The sequence below is a fragment of the Bacillus sp. KH172YL63 genome, assembly GCF_011398925.1.
Classification (GTDB): Bacteria; Bacillota; Bacilli; order Bacillales; family Bacillaceae_B; genus Rossellomorea.
Genome location: NZ_AP022842.1, coordinates 1,492,810 through 1,507,889, shown reverse-complemented (window position 1 = coordinate 1,507,889; position 15,080 = coordinate 1,492,810). Strand labels below are relative to the sequence as shown.

Annotated in this window: 15 protein-coding genes; all 15 read right to left on the bottom strand. The window is 46.3% G+C overall.

The window, feature by feature from the left end; translation table 11 throughout:
• Positions 1–63: 63 nt before the first annotated feature.
• Entirely contained in the window at positions 64–2,109 is a 2,046-nt protein-coding gene (recG, locus tag KH172YL63_RS07505; RefSeq protein WP_442858774.1) for an ATP-dependent DNA helicase RecG, read from the bottom strand.
• Positions 2,102–2,995, bottom strand: coding sequence for an L-serine ammonia-lyase, iron-sulfur-dependent, subunit alpha (gene sdaAA, locus KH172YL63_RS07500; RefSeq protein WP_173105522.1), 894 nt, complete (start codon positions 2,993–2,995; stop codon positions 2,102–2,104). The genes recG and sdaAA overlap by 8 nt, the downstream gene beginning before the upstream one ends.
• Before the next feature lie 45 nt (positions 2,996–3,040).
• Positions 3,041–3,703 (bottom strand): L-serine ammonia-lyase, iron-sulfur-dependent subunit beta, encoded by a 663-nt coding sequence (gene sdaAB / locus KH172YL63_RS07495; protein ID WP_173105521.1) that lies wholly within the window; start codon positions 3,701–3,703, stop codon positions 3,041–3,043.
• Positions 3,704–3,800: 97 nt separating this feature from the next.
• Complete coding sequence (locus tag KH172YL63_RS07490) at positions 3,801–5,465, bottom strand: DAK2 domain-containing protein (protein WP_173105520.1); 1,665 nt, start codon at positions 5,463–5,465, stop codon at positions 3,801–3,803.
• A 15-nt stretch (positions 5,466–5,480) separates the two neighbouring features.
• The gene (locus KH172YL63_RS07485) at positions 5,481–5,843 is read right to left on the bottom strand and encodes an Asp23/Gls24 family envelope stress response protein (RefSeq protein WP_173105519.1); all 363 of its coding nucleotides are present in this window, start codon (positions 5,841–5,843) and stop codon (positions 5,481–5,483) included.
• 199 nt (positions 5,844–6,042) lie between these two features.
• The gene (gene rpmB, locus KH172YL63_RS07480; RefSeq protein ID WP_034755741.1) at positions 6,043–6,231 is read right to left on the bottom strand and encodes a 50S ribosomal protein L28; all 189 of its coding nucleotides are present in this window, start codon (positions 6,229–6,231) and stop codon (positions 6,043–6,045) included.
• Between the two features lie 563 nt (positions 6,232–6,794).
• Complete coding sequence (gene spoVM / locus KH172YL63_RS07475) at positions 6,795–6,875, bottom strand: stage V sporulation protein SpoVM (RefSeq protein ID WP_032088878.1); 81 nt, start codon at positions 6,873–6,875, stop codon at positions 6,795–6,797.
• Between the two features lie 111 nt (positions 6,876–6,986).
• Positions 6,987–7,631, bottom strand: a complete 645-nt coding sequence (locus tag KH172YL63_RS07470) for a thiamine diphosphokinase (RefSeq protein ID WP_173105518.1) — start codon at positions 7,629–7,631, stop codon at positions 6,987–6,989.
• 60 nt (positions 7,632–7,691) lie between these two features.
• Positions 7,692–8,342, bottom strand: coding sequence for a ribulose-phosphate 3-epimerase (rpe, locus tag KH172YL63_RS07465; RefSeq protein ID WP_173105517.1), 651 nt, complete (start codon positions 8,340–8,342; stop codon positions 7,692–7,694).
• A gap of 2 nt (positions 8,343–8,344) precedes the next feature.
• Positions 8,345–9,226, bottom strand: a complete 882-nt coding sequence (gene rsgA / locus KH172YL63_RS07460) for a ribosome small subunit-dependent GTPase A (protein WP_173105516.1) — start codon at positions 9,224–9,226, stop codon at positions 8,345–8,347.
• A gap of 146 nt (positions 9,227–9,372) precedes the next feature.
• Positions 9,373–11,376 (bottom strand): Stk1 family PASTA domain-containing Ser/Thr kinase, encoded by a 2,004-nt coding sequence (pknB, locus tag KH172YL63_RS07455; protein ID WP_173105515.1) that lies wholly within the window; start codon positions 11,374–11,376, stop codon positions 9,373–9,375.
• 4 nt (positions 11,377–11,380) lie between these two features.
• Positions 11,381–12,130: a Stp1/IreP family PP2C-type Ser/Thr phosphatase gene (locus KH172YL63_RS07450; protein WP_173105514.1), complete on the bottom strand. Its 750-nt coding sequence runs from the start codon at positions 12,128–12,130 to the stop codon at positions 11,381–11,383.
• A 164-nt stretch (positions 12,131–12,294) separates the two neighbouring features.
• Entirely contained in the window at positions 12,295–13,632 is a 1,338-nt protein-coding gene (gene rsmB, locus KH172YL63_RS07445) for a 16S rRNA (cytosine(967)-C(5))-methyltransferase RsmB (protein ID WP_173105513.1), read from the bottom strand.
• Positions 13,625–14,575, bottom strand: a complete 951-nt coding sequence (fmt, locus tag KH172YL63_RS07440) for a methionyl-tRNA formyltransferase (RefSeq protein ID WP_173105512.1) — start codon at positions 14,573–14,575, stop codon at positions 13,625–13,627. Before fmt ends, rsmB begins: the two co-directional genes overlap by 8 nt.
• The gene (gene def, locus KH172YL63_RS07435; RefSeq protein ID WP_173105511.1) at positions 14,572–15,057 is read right to left on the bottom strand and encodes a peptide deformylase; all 486 of its coding nucleotides are present in this window, start codon (positions 15,055–15,057) and stop codon (positions 14,572–14,574) included. The genes fmt and def overlap by 4 nt, the downstream gene beginning before the upstream one ends.
• Positions 15,058–15,080: the final 23 nt, after the last annotated feature.

The following is a 15,080-nucleotide window of genomic DNA, read 5'->3' as shown; positions in this document are numbered from 1 at the left end:
TACTAATAGTAGTATATAATCTAAAAAAGCAGATTGCAAGAAATAATCTTACAATCTGCCGTTCTAGTCAAGCTTCTCCCCTTCTAACACACCTGATTCAGCCAAATAGCTCCTGAGGGGAGCATATTCGGCATCTTTCCAAAAACGATCAGATGCGATCAGATGGGATGCATCATCACGTGCTACTTCCAAGGCACGATAATCATGCACCATATCGGCGACCTTGAATTCCGGGAGTCCGCTCTGCTTTCTCCCGAAGAAATCCCCCGGTCCCCTGAGTTCAAGGTCTTTTTCACTAAGAACGAAGCCGTCATTTGTTTCAGTCATGATCTTCATCCGTTCTTTTCCGACCTCGGTCTTTGGTTCAGCAAGGAGGATACAATAGGATTGGTGCTCGCCGCGACCGACCCTTCCTCTCAGCTGATGCAGCTGGGACAATCCGAACCGCTCTGCATCATAAATGAGCATGAAAGTCGCGTTTGGCACATTCACCCCTACTTCGACTACCGTGGTGGAGACAAGTACTTGAATCTCATTGGCACTGAATTCCCTCATGACGCCATCCTTATCCTCAGGATGCAGCCGTCCGTGCATCAGACCGACCTTATACCTGCCTTCAAAATAATGAAGCATCTGATTATAAACATCAATCGCATTTTGTACATCCAGTTTGTCCGATTCCTCGATTAACGGGCAGATCACATAGGCCTGTCTTCCCTGATCTAATTCCTTGTCCATGAATGACAGCACCCGCGTGAGCATATCCGCCTTGGCCCAGTAGGTTTCTATCGCTTTTCGGCCGGCCGGCATCTGATCGATGATACTCACATCCATTTCCCCAAACACAGTAATCGCAAGCGTCCGGGGGATTGGGGTGGCCGTCATGAACAGCACATCGGGACTTTCACCCTTTTCCCTGAGGACACGTCTTTGATTCACGCCGAAACGATGCTGTTCGTCGGTTACAACCAGACCGAGCTCCTTGAATACTACATCCTGCTGAATGAGGGCATGTGTACCGATGAGTATGTCAATTTCGCCCTCTTCCAACTTCTCCAGGAGCAGTCTTCTTTTTTTCCCTTTGACGGAGCTCGTCAACAAGGCGACTGATACGCCGACAGGGGCAAACAGCTCACTGAGCGAGTTGGCATGCTGTTCGGCAAGGATTTCTGTCGGGACCATCAACGCCCCTTGACAGCCTGCCGTCACACTGGCATACAGGGCAATGGCAGCGACCACTGTCTTACCTGATCCCACATCCCCCTGCAGCAGACGGTTCATCCGATAAGGCGATAACATATCGGTTGAGATCTCGTTGACGACCCGTTTTTGCGCTTCCGTTAATGGAAAGGGCAAAGCTTCGATGAATCCTTTCACCTTATCAAGGTCATAATGCTGCTGCATACCTGATGAGTGCTCCCTCTCAAACTTTCTGAGTGCCTGCATCTTAAGTTGGAACAGCAAAAATTCTTCGTACACAAATCTCCTTCTCGCCTGCTTCATATCATTGGCAGAATCAGGGAAGTGGAGATGATGCAGTGATTCCTTCCGTCCTGAGAGCTTATACTTTTCCATCAAGTGACCCGGGAGATTCTCCTCGATCAAATGACCATAATCTTCAAAGGCTTTCTTGATGAATTTACGCAGTGTATTATTTTTCACAGATCCCTTCACGGAATAAACAGGTTCGAACACGCCCTGTTTATTGTGGGGCCCTGCCTGAAAATATTGGACCGTGATGATTTGGCGGTTTTTATCCCATTTACCTGTGACCGTCACCGTATCGTGAAGGTTGATTTTCTTCTTCAGATAAGGTTGATTGAAGAAAACGGCTTGTACCAGATTCCTTCCAACCAATATACGGAGGGTGAGCCGGGATTTCTTTCTTCCGTAGAACATGAGGGCAGGTTCCGAATGAACCTTCCCTTCCACTGTGATCCTCTCATCATGGGCTGCTTCTTCTAAATCCCGGAGGCTGTAATCTTCATACCGATACGGTAAATATTCCAGTAGATCCATAACCGTATGGATTCCCATGGCATTCAGCTGCGCGGCAGTCTCTTCGCCGATCCCCTTTATGTTCTGGATCGTCACTGATTCATTATGAATCTGCACGTTTATTCAGGGAAACCCCAAAAATTTTCGCTTCAAGCTCCCGGCCGGTCGGTGTTGCAGCCAGTCCCCCTTGAGCTGTTTCACGAAGAGCCACCGGCATCGTTTGTCCGATTTTATACATGGCGTCAATTACTTCATCACAAGGGATTCTGCTTGTGATGCCGGCGAGCGCCATATCAGCTGCAACCATTGCATTGGCAGCCCCCATCGCATTACGCTTCACGCAGGGCACCTCAACCAACCCGGCCACTGGATCACAGACGAGACCGAGCATATTTTTAAGCGTGATTGCCATCGCTTCCGCTGATTGACTCGGGGTACCCCCGGCCATCTCGACGATTGCAGCTGCAGCCATACCGCTTGCAGATCCGACCTCCGCTTGACATCCACCTGCAGCCCCGGAAATCGAAGCGTTATTTGCCACAACAAATCCAAATGCCCCTGATGTAAATAAGAAACGGATCATATCATCCTTGGTAGGATTCAGCTTGTGCTTCACTGCGAATAAGGTCCCTGGCACCACACCGGCAGAACCGGCGGTAGGTGTGGCACAGATCGTACCCATCGCTGCATTCACCTCATTTGTTGCAACCGCCTTGCTTACAGCATCTAAAATCGTATTTCCTGAAAGAGAACGACCGCTTTCAATATATTTCTGCAACAGGACAGCATCTCCACCCGTGAGTCCTGAATGTGATTTGACCCCTTCAAGCCCTCTCGCAACGGCCTGCTCCATCACTTCCAGGTTCTTTTCCATCTGACTGTATACTTCTTGAAATGTTTTTCCTGTAAATTCGATTTCCTGCTCAATCATGATATCAGAAATCTTTTTGTTCTGACTCTCGGCAAGTTCGACCAACTCTGCTACATTTCGAAACATTTATAAAACCTCCTCACCTGTAAACGCTATCATTATAATAGTTGCTTAATCGGTAATGCGTGTGACTTGTGTGATATTCGGCAGCGATGTCAGCTCAGTTATGACAGCCTCATCAATCGGCTGATCCACCTCGATGGTCATTAATGCCATCTGCCCCTTTTCTTTACGGGAAACGTCCATATGACCGATATTCAATTGGTGCTTTGCAATGACATTTGAGACGGATGCTATGGCACCGAAGCGGTCGTCATGAACGACAAGAATTGCCGGGTGATGCCCGGAAAGCTTAAGTTCAAAGCCGTTCAGCTCAGTGATTTCCACTTTGCCGCCCCCGATTGAGATGCCGACGAGCTCAATCTCACCCTGGTCATCCCCCATCCTGATACGGGCTGTGTTCGGATGATCCGTTATGGCATCCTCCTCAAGGAATCTGATTTTTATTCCTTTTTCCTTCGCGACATTGATTGATTCTATGATCCGTTCATCATATGTATCATAATCAAGGATCCCTCCGACGATTGCCACATCGGTGCCGTGACCTTTATACGTTTTGGCAAAGGAACCATAAAATGAAATCGTTGCCCATTTCGGTTCGCGCCTAAAAAGCGTCCTTGCCATTCTTCCTATCCGCGCAGCGCCTGCTGTGTGAGAGCTCGACGGACCGATCATGACGGGACCGATAATATCGAAAACACTTTTGTATTTCATCCTGTTCTCCCCCAGACTATCATCAAATCCATACATATATATTACCATAGATGAAGGGGACAAACCCTATAATAGAGCTGCCCCCTTTCTTTATTCCTTATTCAACTGAGAATATATAGGAGTAAAGTGGTTGTTTACCATTATGAACTTCCACTTCAACATCTTCATAATTTTCTTCTACATACTCTTTAAGTGATTGTACATCTTCTTCAGCTACATCTTCACCATATAGGATGGTAAGGATTTCAGCGTCTTCATCGAGCATTTTCTCAAGTAGGCTTTGTGCTGTTTTCTGACGATCTTGATCAGAAATGACAATCTTGCCTTCTTCGAGCCCCATAAAGTCATCTTTGGCTATAGACACGCCATCAATGTTTGTGTCTCTGACAGCAAACGTGACCTGTCCCGTTTTCACCTGCTTTGAAGCGTCCGTCATGAAGCGCTTATTGTCTTCAACCGATGCCGACGGGTTGAATGCAAGCAGAGCAGCCATACCCTGAGGTACGGTTTTCGTCGGAACGACAGCCACTTCCATTTCAAGAATTTCAGCAGCCTGCTCAGCAGCCATGATGATATTCTTGTTATTCGGCATGATGATGACTTTCTTCGCGTTCACTTCTTCCACGGCTTTCACGATATCCTCCGTGCTCGGATTCATCGTTTGACCGCCTTCAATGACAGAAGTAGCACCGATACTCTTGAATAATTCCGCAATGCCCTCACCCATTGAAACCGTGACAATCGCAAAATCGACTTCCTTTGCAGGAGCAGGGACTTCAGCCTTGACCGGCTTTGATTCCCCTACGATACTGCTGTGCTGTTGTCTCATGTTTTCAATCTTGATGTTGATGAGACTTCCATATCGGTGACCGTATGTCAACACGTCACCCGGTTGTTCGGAGTGGATATGTACCTTCGCCAATTCATCATCACTGATGACAAGCAGTGAATCACCGAATGCACTTAAATCCTGGCGGAAATCTTCTTCGTTAAACGCTTGTTTATCTTCTTCGAATCTCACCATGAATTCTGTACAGTAACCGAATTCAATATCCTCAGTACTCATGAAGTCCTGTGCAGACTTATGATGTTCCGCACTTACAAGATCATTCATGGACGGCAGGGATGCCTGATCCGACACTTTTTCACCTTTCAGTTCAGCCAGGAAACCTTCATATACGAACAGAAGTCCCTGACCACCACTATCTACTACGCCAACTTCCTTTAATACAGGAAGTAAATCAGGTGTACGATTTAACGAAGCCTGTGCTTCTTCAACGATTGCCTGCATGACCTTCACGAAATCCGTTTCTGTTTCAGCAACAGTTACACCGTGTTTGGCAGCATCTTTCGCAACCGTTAAAATCGTTCCTTCAACAGGTTTCATGACCGCTTTATAAGCTGTTTCCACACCTGTTTGAAGTGCATTGGCAAACTCTGCACTCGATAAGGATTCTTTACCTTCAATGACTTTGCCAAAGCCTCTGAATAATTGGGATAAGATAACACCTGAGTTACCTCTTGCCCCCATCAATAGTCCTTTAGAAAGAGCAGCAGCTACATTTCCAATATGATCTTGAATATTGTTTTGGACTTCCTTGGCTCCAGAAGTCATTGATAAATTCATATTTGTTCCAGTATCACCATCAGGAACAGGAAAGACGTTAAGCGCATCTACCAACTGCGCATTGGCAGATAACTTGGTGGCACCTTGTATCACCATTTGGGCAAAACGTTTTCCTTCCAAAGATGTAATCGACACGAATCTTCCTCCTCACTACGGGTTCGTGACACGAACCCCCTGCACAAAAATATTTACTGAATCTACCGCCAAGCCGACGGTCTTATCAAGAGTATATTTAACCTTGGATTGTACATTATGAGCGATCTCAGAAATTTTTGTACCATAACTCACAATAATATACATATCGATATGTACTTCCTCTTCATCTTGACGAACGATCACTCCGCGAGTGAAATTTTCTTTACGTAAGATATCTGTGAAACCGTCTTTGATCTGGTTTTTTGAAGCCATTCCAACAATTCCGTAGCAATCCACCGCTGCACCTCCAGCAATCATTGCAATGACATCATTCGTAATATCAATTTGTCCGTACTGATTTTTCAATTCGATGGACATGGAATGTTTTCCCCCTTTAATTACATGCTTGGCTAAAAACATTTTACTATAAGTATGGTGTTTTTGAAAGCTAAAGTATTATCCCAAGCTTCAATTGTTGGGTTTCCCCTCTATTTTTTCCTTTTTATGAAAAGAATAATCATACAGATCCCTTTCATGAAAAAAGACGCCTGCATCAGGCGCCTTTCCATTTTAAGTATTATACGCGTTCTACTTTACCAGATTTCAACGCTCTTGCAGAAACCCATACTTTCTTAGGCTTTCCGTCTACAAGAATTCGAACTTTTTGCAGGTTTGCACCCCAAGTACGCTTGTTCGCATTCATTGCGTGAGAGCGAGCGTTACCTGAGCTGGCTTTACGGCCTGTTACTACGCATTGTTTTGCCATAATATATTCCCTCCTCACTAACAAGAAGCTGAAGTTAATTTCAGTTCCACATTTCGCTTTTATCATAAAGATACTTTAATAATTTATCACACAACTTTCTATAATGCAATACCACATTTAAAACCTTTCAAGAAAAAATACTTTACACCACGAAAAGCGGAAGGGGCTCGCCCTGAGGCGACGAGCATATTCGGAGTAACCCGGAAAGGCGTTCTTTGCCTTTTTGGGTTGCTTCGAATATGACCTCGAGCCTCAAGCCCCTGGAGCTGGACACCACGAAAAGCGGAAGGGGCTCGCCCTGAGGCGACGAGCATATTGGGAGTAACCGGAAAGGCATTCTTTGCCTTTTTGTGTTACTCCGAATATGACCTCGAGCCTCTAGCCGCCGGAGCTGAAACACCACCCAAGGCGAAGCCTGATCTCACAAATTAGATTCCCCCCGTTCCCTTAGCATCCAACATCCACTCTACCAATCCATATTTCTATTACTGCCCTCAGCAACACAAAGAAAATACCTACCACATAAAAAAGAAGATGGCCACAAGCCATCTCCCACCTTTTGTTTATTCTTTTTTGAACGTTCCCAACATCGCTCTTACAAGTCCCCCAAGGAATTTTGGTAATTTGATTGTATAAAAGCGCATTTAAAGTCCCTCCCCACAATCTAAAGAACGTAATGTTTCGCTTGACAACATGTTAGTCTATGCAAGCAGTCTCGGTTAAGTACGTCTTCTTTCCCCCTGATTCAAGGAGCTTCAATCACTGCTCCTTATCACCATTAATATGCCGTCTGAAAAGGAAAAAGTACCAGATGATTGTATAAGTTCATTACTAATACATAGTGTGGATCCCCTCGAAATATTCCGGTTTTTTAACGGATATTTGAAGCCTTTCAAGGTGATTCCTTCGACGGTACCGGTCACAGGCACAAAGGAAATATATTTTAATCGAGCCGATTCATAGATCGTATGTTCACCCGGTTTGGCAAGGTATAACCGGTTTTGAACATCGATTATTTCAACCGCTATATCCGTTTCCATGAGCTCATTCTTCATCAGCAGCTGGAGGTTGCCCATAAAATGATCGAGCCTTCCGCCGGTGGCACCAAAAATGGTGATGGTTTTCGGCTTCTGTCCAACGGCCCAATTAAGGGCGAGCTCAAGGTCCGTTTCGTCTTTTTCAGGCTGAACTCGATTCACTTCCCCCACTTTTTCTATTATCTCATCCCACTCTTTTTCGGAAACAGAATCAAAATCCCCAAAGGCAACCGTCGGGGTGATGCCTTGTTTCAAAAGCGTATAGACACCACGGTCTACGCCTATCCAGAAGTCACCTTCTCCATATTCTTTCAAGTCGGGGATGTATCTTTCAGGGGCACCTGCCACGATATTGATATTCATATTCCCACTCCCATTCTATTAAAAATGGGCTGACCCAGGAGGATCAGCCCTAATACACTCTTATGAAAGAGACTTTCTTAATTGTTCGATCGCAGCCCGGCGGTCGCTCTGGTTATATATGGCGGATCCTGCAACAAACACATCGGCTCCAGCTTGTGCACACAGGGCGGCTGTTTCCGGGTTGATCCCCCCGTCCACTTCGATTTCCAAGCCCGGGTTCACTTCATTCGCCCATTCACGGATTTGCCTGATTTTCGGCACAACAGAAGGGATGAAGGACTGCCCCCCAAAACCTGGATTCACGGTCATCAGGAGGACCATATCCACATCTGCTATTATCGGCTTGATCGACTCAGCCGGTGTGGCCGGGTTCAACACAACCCCCGCCTTGACGCCCTTGCCCTTGATCAACTGAATCGTCCTGTGTAGATGCTTTGCCGCTTCGACGTGAACAGTGATATAATCCGCCCCTGCATCTGCAAAGGCCTCGATATACTGGTCAGGATTTTCAATCATCAAATGGACATCCAACGGCAGCTCCGTAATCGGGCGGATCGCCTGTACGATCATCGGTCCAAGGGTAATATTCGGAACGAAATGTCCGTCCATGACGTCTACATGGATATAGTCCGCTCCGCCTTTTTCAACATCTTTGATTTCATTTCCCAAATCTGCAAAGTTGGCAGAAAGGATCGATGGTGCGATTTTCATATTCAGTACCTCGGCTTTCTATCTTTGATTTCTTTATGGAACGTCAAGTAGTGATCATACCGGTATGCTGGGATCTCCCCAGATTCGACTGCCGCTTTCACGGCACATTTCGGCTCATTGATATGAAGGCAGCCCCTGAATTTACAATCATCTGCCACAGAGACCATCTCAGGGAAGCATGCCGGAAGCTCCTCGGCTTCAAGCACAGTGAATTCCAATGAACTGAACCCAGGCGTATCCGCCACCAGACCATCTTCAATATCTATCAGTTCAACATGCCGGGTCGTATGTTTCCCACGGCCTAAGTGGGAGGAAATCATCGCCGTTTTCAGCTCAAGCTCAGGCTTCAACGCGTTGAGGAGGGATGATTTCCCCACCCCGGACTGTCCTGCAAATACGGAGATTTTATCTTTTAAATAAGGTGTCAGCTCTTCTACCCCGTGCTCGGTTTTTGAGGAAGTCATGAGGACTTCATAACCGAATGAGCGGTACTCTTCCACGTAGGCAGCGATCTTTTCTGATTGTTCAGGGCTTAATAAATCCATCTTTGTTACGCAGATAAGCGGTTCGATCCCCTTGCTTTCAATCAGCACAAGAAAGCGGTCCAACAGAGCCGGACTGAAATCCGGTTCACTGGCGGAGAAAACCAATATGGCTTGATCCACGTTGGCAATCGGCGGCCGGACCAATTCGTTCTTACGTTCAAATACTTTCAAGAGATATCCATCCGTCTTATTCTCCGCCTGGAATTCAACATAGTCACCAACCAAAGGGGTCACTTTATTTTTACGAAATACTCCCCTCCCCCGGCACTGCGTAATCGTGCCTTCTGAAAGTACGTAATAAAATCCACTCAACGCTTTAACAATTTTTCCTTCAGGCATTCGAAACCTCCTGTTCATCTGCTTATATCCATCACACATAAAAAAATGCACATTATGTATCCTGATTACCTATCATTATAAATGAAAACAAGAGGACTGTCCCGTCAGGTTCATTATTCACCAGGGTACAGTCCTTTGCATTTTAATCATTCATCTTCTTTAGGATATTCGACAGTCCCGGATTTATACTCTTTTCCGTCCACAAGGATCCGGTATTTCCCTTGTTTACCTTGCTCTAGTGTAAACGTCATAGTAATTTTTGTATCCTCGATGATTCCTTGAATCTGGTCAGGATCTCCGTTTAATTGACTGTCTTTGTCTTCAATGAAAACTTCCACTGTCTGCGGGTTTCCATCCTGTCCGCTGTATGGGACGGTTTCTTCTAACGTTTCTTCCTTCACAGGGATTTCCTCCGGCCCCTTAGACATGATCACATACACCGTGTCACCTTTTTTGATTGGTGTGCTTGCAACAGGCTTATGGGAGATAACCCGTCCTTCTTCCACATCGGAAGAGAATTGTTGGCCCTGTACAATGATGTTGATGCCTTTTGACGCTTCATATTTATCAAGGGCGGTTTGGTCGAATCCTTCCAAACTGTCAAGGTCGAAAGATTCCTGCCCTTTGCTGACCGTTAAGGTGATCGTCGTCTCTTCAGGCACGACTTCGACACCCGGGGAAGGATCTTGATCCAAAATCGTCCCTGCCGCTTCATCTTCACTGTACTCGTCTTCTTTTTCCACCTTGAAGCCCGCTTCCTCAAGCTCGGAAGCAACTTCTTCAAAGTCCTTGCCGGTGTAATCCTCGACCTCCAGCTTCGCTTTGCCTGTGCTGACATAAACATCGATCGCAGATCCCTCATTTGCCAATCGTCCTGCTTTCGGATTCGTTCTGATCACTTGCCCTTCCGGCACACTGTCGCTTGCTTGTTCTTTTGTTTCGCCTACAACAAATCCGTCAGACACAATCATCGACACAGCTTTGGTCATATCTTTCCCTGTAACATCCGGTACTTTGATTTCTTTAGGGCCAAGCAGATCCGGTACGAGGGTGACCGCTGCAACCCCCAATAGGATCAAGAGGAAGAAAAGGCTGACAATCACGATCGGCCATTTCTTTTTACTCTTTGTTTTGGTGGCATCTTTCTTTTTCCCCTTTTTCTTCCCATTTTGAACAGGAGGCGTCGGTTTCGTCTGGACGGCATCGGTATTCGCCTGATGGACGATTGTATCATCCAGGTTAGAATAGGCCTTCTGATCCGTGATCACCGGAATCGCCTTCGTCGCCTCGTCATCAAGAGGCACGGCAAATTTCGGCTCATTGATCCGGTCGGAATCCAGGGCCGTCGAGAGATCCTCATCCATTTCCTCCAAGCTCTCGTATCGTCGGAAAGGATCCTTCGCCGTTGCTTTCAAGACGATATTTTCTACACTTTGAGGGATATCTGGATTCCATCTTTTCAGGGACGGTGTTTCCGATTGAAGGTGCTTCAAGGCAATCGAAACAGCTGACTCCCCTGAAAATGGTAATCTTCCGGTTAATAATTCGAACATCACGATACCAAGTGAATAGATATCCGACTTCTTCGTCGCCATGCCTCCCCTCGCTTGTTCAGGCGAGAGATAATGAACCGAACCGAGGACTGAATTGGTCTGTGTGATCGAAGTGGCACTCAAGGCCATCGCGATCCCGAAATCGGTTATTTTCACATTCCCCTCTTCATCAAGGAGGATATTGTGAGGCTTGATATCACGGTGAACGATATGATTTTGATGGGCATGTGACATCGCAAGTGTCAGCTGCTTCATAATATCGATCGCCTTGTCCACATCGACCGGCGAGTGCTGCTGTATGTATTGCTTCAACGTCATCCCATGGACATATTCCATGACGATATAATAAAGATCATCTTCTTCCCCTACATCATAGATGCTCACAATGTTCGGGTGCGTCAGGCTGGTCGCAGATTGGGCCTCACGTTGGAACCTTTTGATAAATTCTTCTTCATTGGCGAAATCGATCCGGAGCATTTTTATCGCCACTTCACGATCTAATATGACATCATGTGCCAGGTATACGTTGGCCATGCCCCCGCCGCCAATTAATTTGATGATCCTGTAACGCCCACTGATGCGTTTTCCTTCCATCATGGTATCACCCGCTTTCCGTTTCAGCGGCAAACTCGACAATTACTACGGTAATATTATCTTCACCGCCATATTCATTGGCTAACTGAACGAGCGACTCCCCTTTATATTCAAGAGACTGATCCTGCACCAATACATCCTTCATTTCTTTTTCAGATACTTTGTTAGACAGGCCGTCTGAGCATAAAAGAATGACATCGTCATCTTCAAACATGATCGTCTTGATATCCATCGATATGGACGATTCCGTTCCAATCGCTCTCAGTATTACATTTTTCCGGGGATGATGCTCGGCATCTTCTTTGGTGATTTCCCCGCTTCTCACCAATTCATTGACAAGGGTATGATCCTCTGTCAGTTGATGAAAGCCGTTTTCATTCAGGATATACCCCCTGCTGTCACCGATGTTCACGATGGTCGCAAACAGGGACGTACAGATGGCCCCGACAAGCGTCGTGCCCATCCCTTCACATTCTGAATTGGATTGGGAATAAGTATATACTTTGTTGTTTACTTCGTTAATAGTCGATTTTAACCAATTTTCCGCTTCATCAGCGGTATTGAATTTCTCCGTATTTTCCCAGAAATCTTTTAGGATTGAAATCGTCAGCTGGCTCGCCACATCCCCTGCCCTGTGGCCGCCCATCCCGTCTGCCACAATCGCTAAATGATCTCCGTGAGGGTTGACAAACACCCCGGCACTGTCTTCGTTATGTTGACGCACTTTCCCTTTGTCCGTAAAATAAACCGTCTTCACTTAGGTCACCTCGTCTCTTCTTCTGCACCTGATTCAAGCAGCTCCTTAACATCATGGGCGCATCCTTCATTCAGTCATACATAAAATCATTAAGGGCTCTAATACTTTTACGACTCATCCGTCCAAATTTCCTGCTTTTCTTTCGACATTTGATCCGATTCGACTCAAGCTTTTTTCCGGAAACAGGAAATAAAGAATCCGTCCCCACCGAAATCCTGAGGAAATACTTGCAGCTGATGATTTTCGATAAACGGCGCTACCGTTTCCGGGAGAACATCAAGGGGATGCACTTCAAATCCCGGGTGATCACGCAGGAAAGCCGAGACGGTCCCTTCATTTTCATTTTGATCCACTGTGCATGTACTATAAACAAGCAGGCCGTCTTTCTTTAGCAACGGGGCAACAGCCGACAGGATATCGAGCTGAATTTTTTGCAATGAAACCAGATCTGCTTCTTTTTTTGCATACTTGATATCGGGCTTTCTTCTCAGGACGCCTAACCCGGAGCACGGGGCATCGACAAGGATTCTGTCAAAGCTTTCCTTCTCGAATTTTTCTGCCGCCTTCCGGCTGTCAAGGGTGGCCGTTTTCACATTGTCCAATCCTAATCTGGCAGCATTGTCGTCAATCAATTTCACTTTATGCTTATGAAGGTCCAGGGCGTTCACTTCCCCGGTTCCTGACAGCATTTCCGCGATATGGGTCGTTTTCCCGCCAGGAGCAGCGCAGGCATCAAGCACCTTCATGCCTTTTTCAAGCTTCAATGCATATGGAACAAGCATTGAGCTTTCATCCTGGATGGTCAATTGACCTTCTTTATATGCCTCTGTTTTCGCAAGGTTGCCCCGGAGTGACTGAATCGCTACCGGTACGACCGGACTTTCTTTCACTTCATTTCCATTGTCTGAAAGAAGCTTCATCAGTTCTTCGCGGGCAATTTTGGTCGTATTTACACGGGCAGTCTGCTTAGGGGCAATCAGGTTGGTCTCACACATTTCTTTCGTCTTTGCAAGTCCGAATTGTTCTTCCCATCTCTTCACGAGCCAGTAAGGATGGCTTGTTTCAATGGCCACACGCTCGACCGGATCCTTTATGGAGTCAAGGGAAGGAAGTCCTTTTCGCTGTACAGACCTTAACACCCCGTTGACCAACCCGGATATTCCTTTATGCCCCCGCTTTTTGGCGATTTCGACTGCTTCGTGGAATACCGCACGGTCCGGGATACGGTCCAAATAGACTAGCTGATAAAGAGATAAACGGAGTAATTGGCGCACCCAGTCATCGAGTTTCCCTTTGATGAAAGGCGCCAGATAGAAATCGAGGGTCATCTTCCGTTGAATCGTCCCGTACGTCAGCTCTGTCAATAAGCCGATGTCTTTCCTTGGAAGCTCATTTTTTTCGATCACTGAATGAAGCAATAAATTGCTGTAAGATTGATTTTTTTCGACTGCCTCGATCACCTCAAGCGCTGCTTCACGGACTGTCTTGGTTCGTTTACTCATTTTTTTCTCCTACAATCATTCCGGCTTTTAAGTTTGAACCTGCTCCCCTGAGGTAATCTTTCGCGCTCATTCGCTTTTTGCCTGACGGCTGCAGGTCGGTAATTTTGATTCCTACGTTATTACCTGTAGAAACGACAAAGCCATCTTCTTCGATGCTCAGGATTTCCCCGGGGGTTTTGGCTTCTGCTTCCACTTTTTCTCCCCACCATACTTTCATGACGTTGTTTTCAAGCGTCGTGTAAGCAACCGGCCAAGGGTGAAGCCCTCTGATGTGGTTATAAATCTCTTCACCGTCTTTCGTCCAGTCGATCACTTCTTGTTCACGTTTGATATTTCTGGCGAACGTTGCTTTCGCATCATCCTGCTTCACTGGGGAGATTTCTCCTTTTAATAATGCCGGCACCGTTTCAACGAGCAGTTTGGCACCTGCAATGCTCAATTTATCATGAAGCGTCCCGACATGATCACGCTCATCGATTTCTACTTCGACCTGACTGATGATATCCCCTGCATCAAGCTTTTCCACCATGTACATGATGGTAATACCGGTCTTTTCCTTCCCTTGAAGGATGGAATAATGGATTGGTGCTCCGCCTCTTAGTTCAGGCAGAAGGGAGGCATGCACATTGATGCATCCATACTTAGGCGCTTCAAGCAGCGCATTGGGCAGGATCTGTCCGAATGCGGCCGTGACGATAAGGTCCGGCTTCAAAGCGAGCACTTCATTCAACTCATCTTCGTTTTTAATTTTTTCAGGTTGATAGACCGGGATGCCCAGTTGTTCGGCTGCTACCTTCACCGGCGGAGGTGTCAGTGTCCTTTTTCTGCCGACCGGCCTGTCCGGTTGTGTGACAACCGCAATCACATCATACTTTTCATCTACCAACGATTGAAGAACGGGAACCGAGAAATCCGGCGTCCCCATAAAAATCACTTTCGTCATTTTGCTTCATACCCTTCTAAATCTTCTTCTGTAATATATTTCTCTACTTTCGATGTAAAGAGGATGCCGTGAAGGTGATCAATTTCATGCTGGATCGCCCTTGCCAAAAAGTCTTCGGCATGAAACTCAACCATTCTTCCCTTTCGATCGTAGGAGCGGACCTTGATCGCATATGGACGGGTCACTTCGCCGTATAAACCTGGGAAACTGAGGCAGCCTTCAAGATCTGTATCCTTACCTTTCGTTTCAATGATCTCAGGGTTGATCAATTCGATCGTACCGGTATCATCGCCGATGTCGACGATGGCCACCTGCAGGTCAACTCCCACTTGGGGAGCTGCAAGTCCTACTCCATCTGCTTCAAGCATCGTATCATACATATTAGCTAATAATTTTTTTAATTTCTTATCAAAATCCGTAACCTTTTCACATTCCTTTTCCAGGATCGGGTCCGGATGCATTACAATTGGAAGTATTGCCATATCTGTCCTCCATCTTTCTGTAA

Coding starts and splice junctions, on each gene's coding strand:
- sdaAA (WP_173105522.1), bottom strand. CDS start 2,995: ATGTTTCGAAATGTAGCAGAGTTGGTCGAACTTGCCGAGAGTCAGAAC.
- sdaAB (WP_173105521.1), bottom strand. CDS start 3,703: ATGAAATACAAAAGTGTTTTCGATATTATCGGTCCCGTCATGATCGGT.
- KH172YL63_RS07485 (WP_173105519.1), bottom strand. CDS start 5,843: ATGTCCATCGAATTGAAAAATCAGTACGGACAAATTGATATTACGAAT.
- rpmB (WP_034755741.1), bottom strand. CDS start 6,231: ATGGCAAAACAATGCGTAGTAACAGGCCGTAAAGCCAGCTCAGGTAAC.
- spoVM (WP_032088878.1), bottom strand. CDS start 6,875: ATGCGCTTTTATACAATCAAATTACCAAAATTCCTTGGGGGACTTGTA.
- KH172YL63_RS07470 (WP_173105518.1), bottom strand. CDS start 7,631: ATGAATATCAATATCGTGGCAGGTGCCCCTGAAAGATACATCCCCGAC.
- rpe (WP_173105517.1), bottom strand. CDS start 8,342: ATGAAAATCGCACCATCGATCCTTTCTGCCAACTTTGCAGATTTGGGA.
- rsgA (WP_173105516.1), bottom strand. CDS start 9,226: ATGCCTGAAGGAAAAATTGTTAAAGCGTTGAGTGGATTTTATTACGTA.
- pknB (WP_173105515.1), bottom strand. CDS start 11,376: ATGATGGAAGGAAAACGCATCAGTGGGCGTTACAGGATCATCAAATTA.
- rsmB (WP_173105513.1), bottom strand. CDS start 13,632: ATGAGTAAACGAACCAAGACAGTCCGTGAAGCAGCGCTTGAGGTGATC.
- fmt (WP_173105512.1), bottom strand. CDS start 14,575: ATGACGAAAGTGATTTTTATGGGGACGCCGGATTTCTCGGTTCCCGTT.
- def (WP_173105511.1), bottom strand. CDS start 15,057: ATGGCAATACTTCCAATTGTAATGCATCCGGACCCGATCCTGGAAAAG.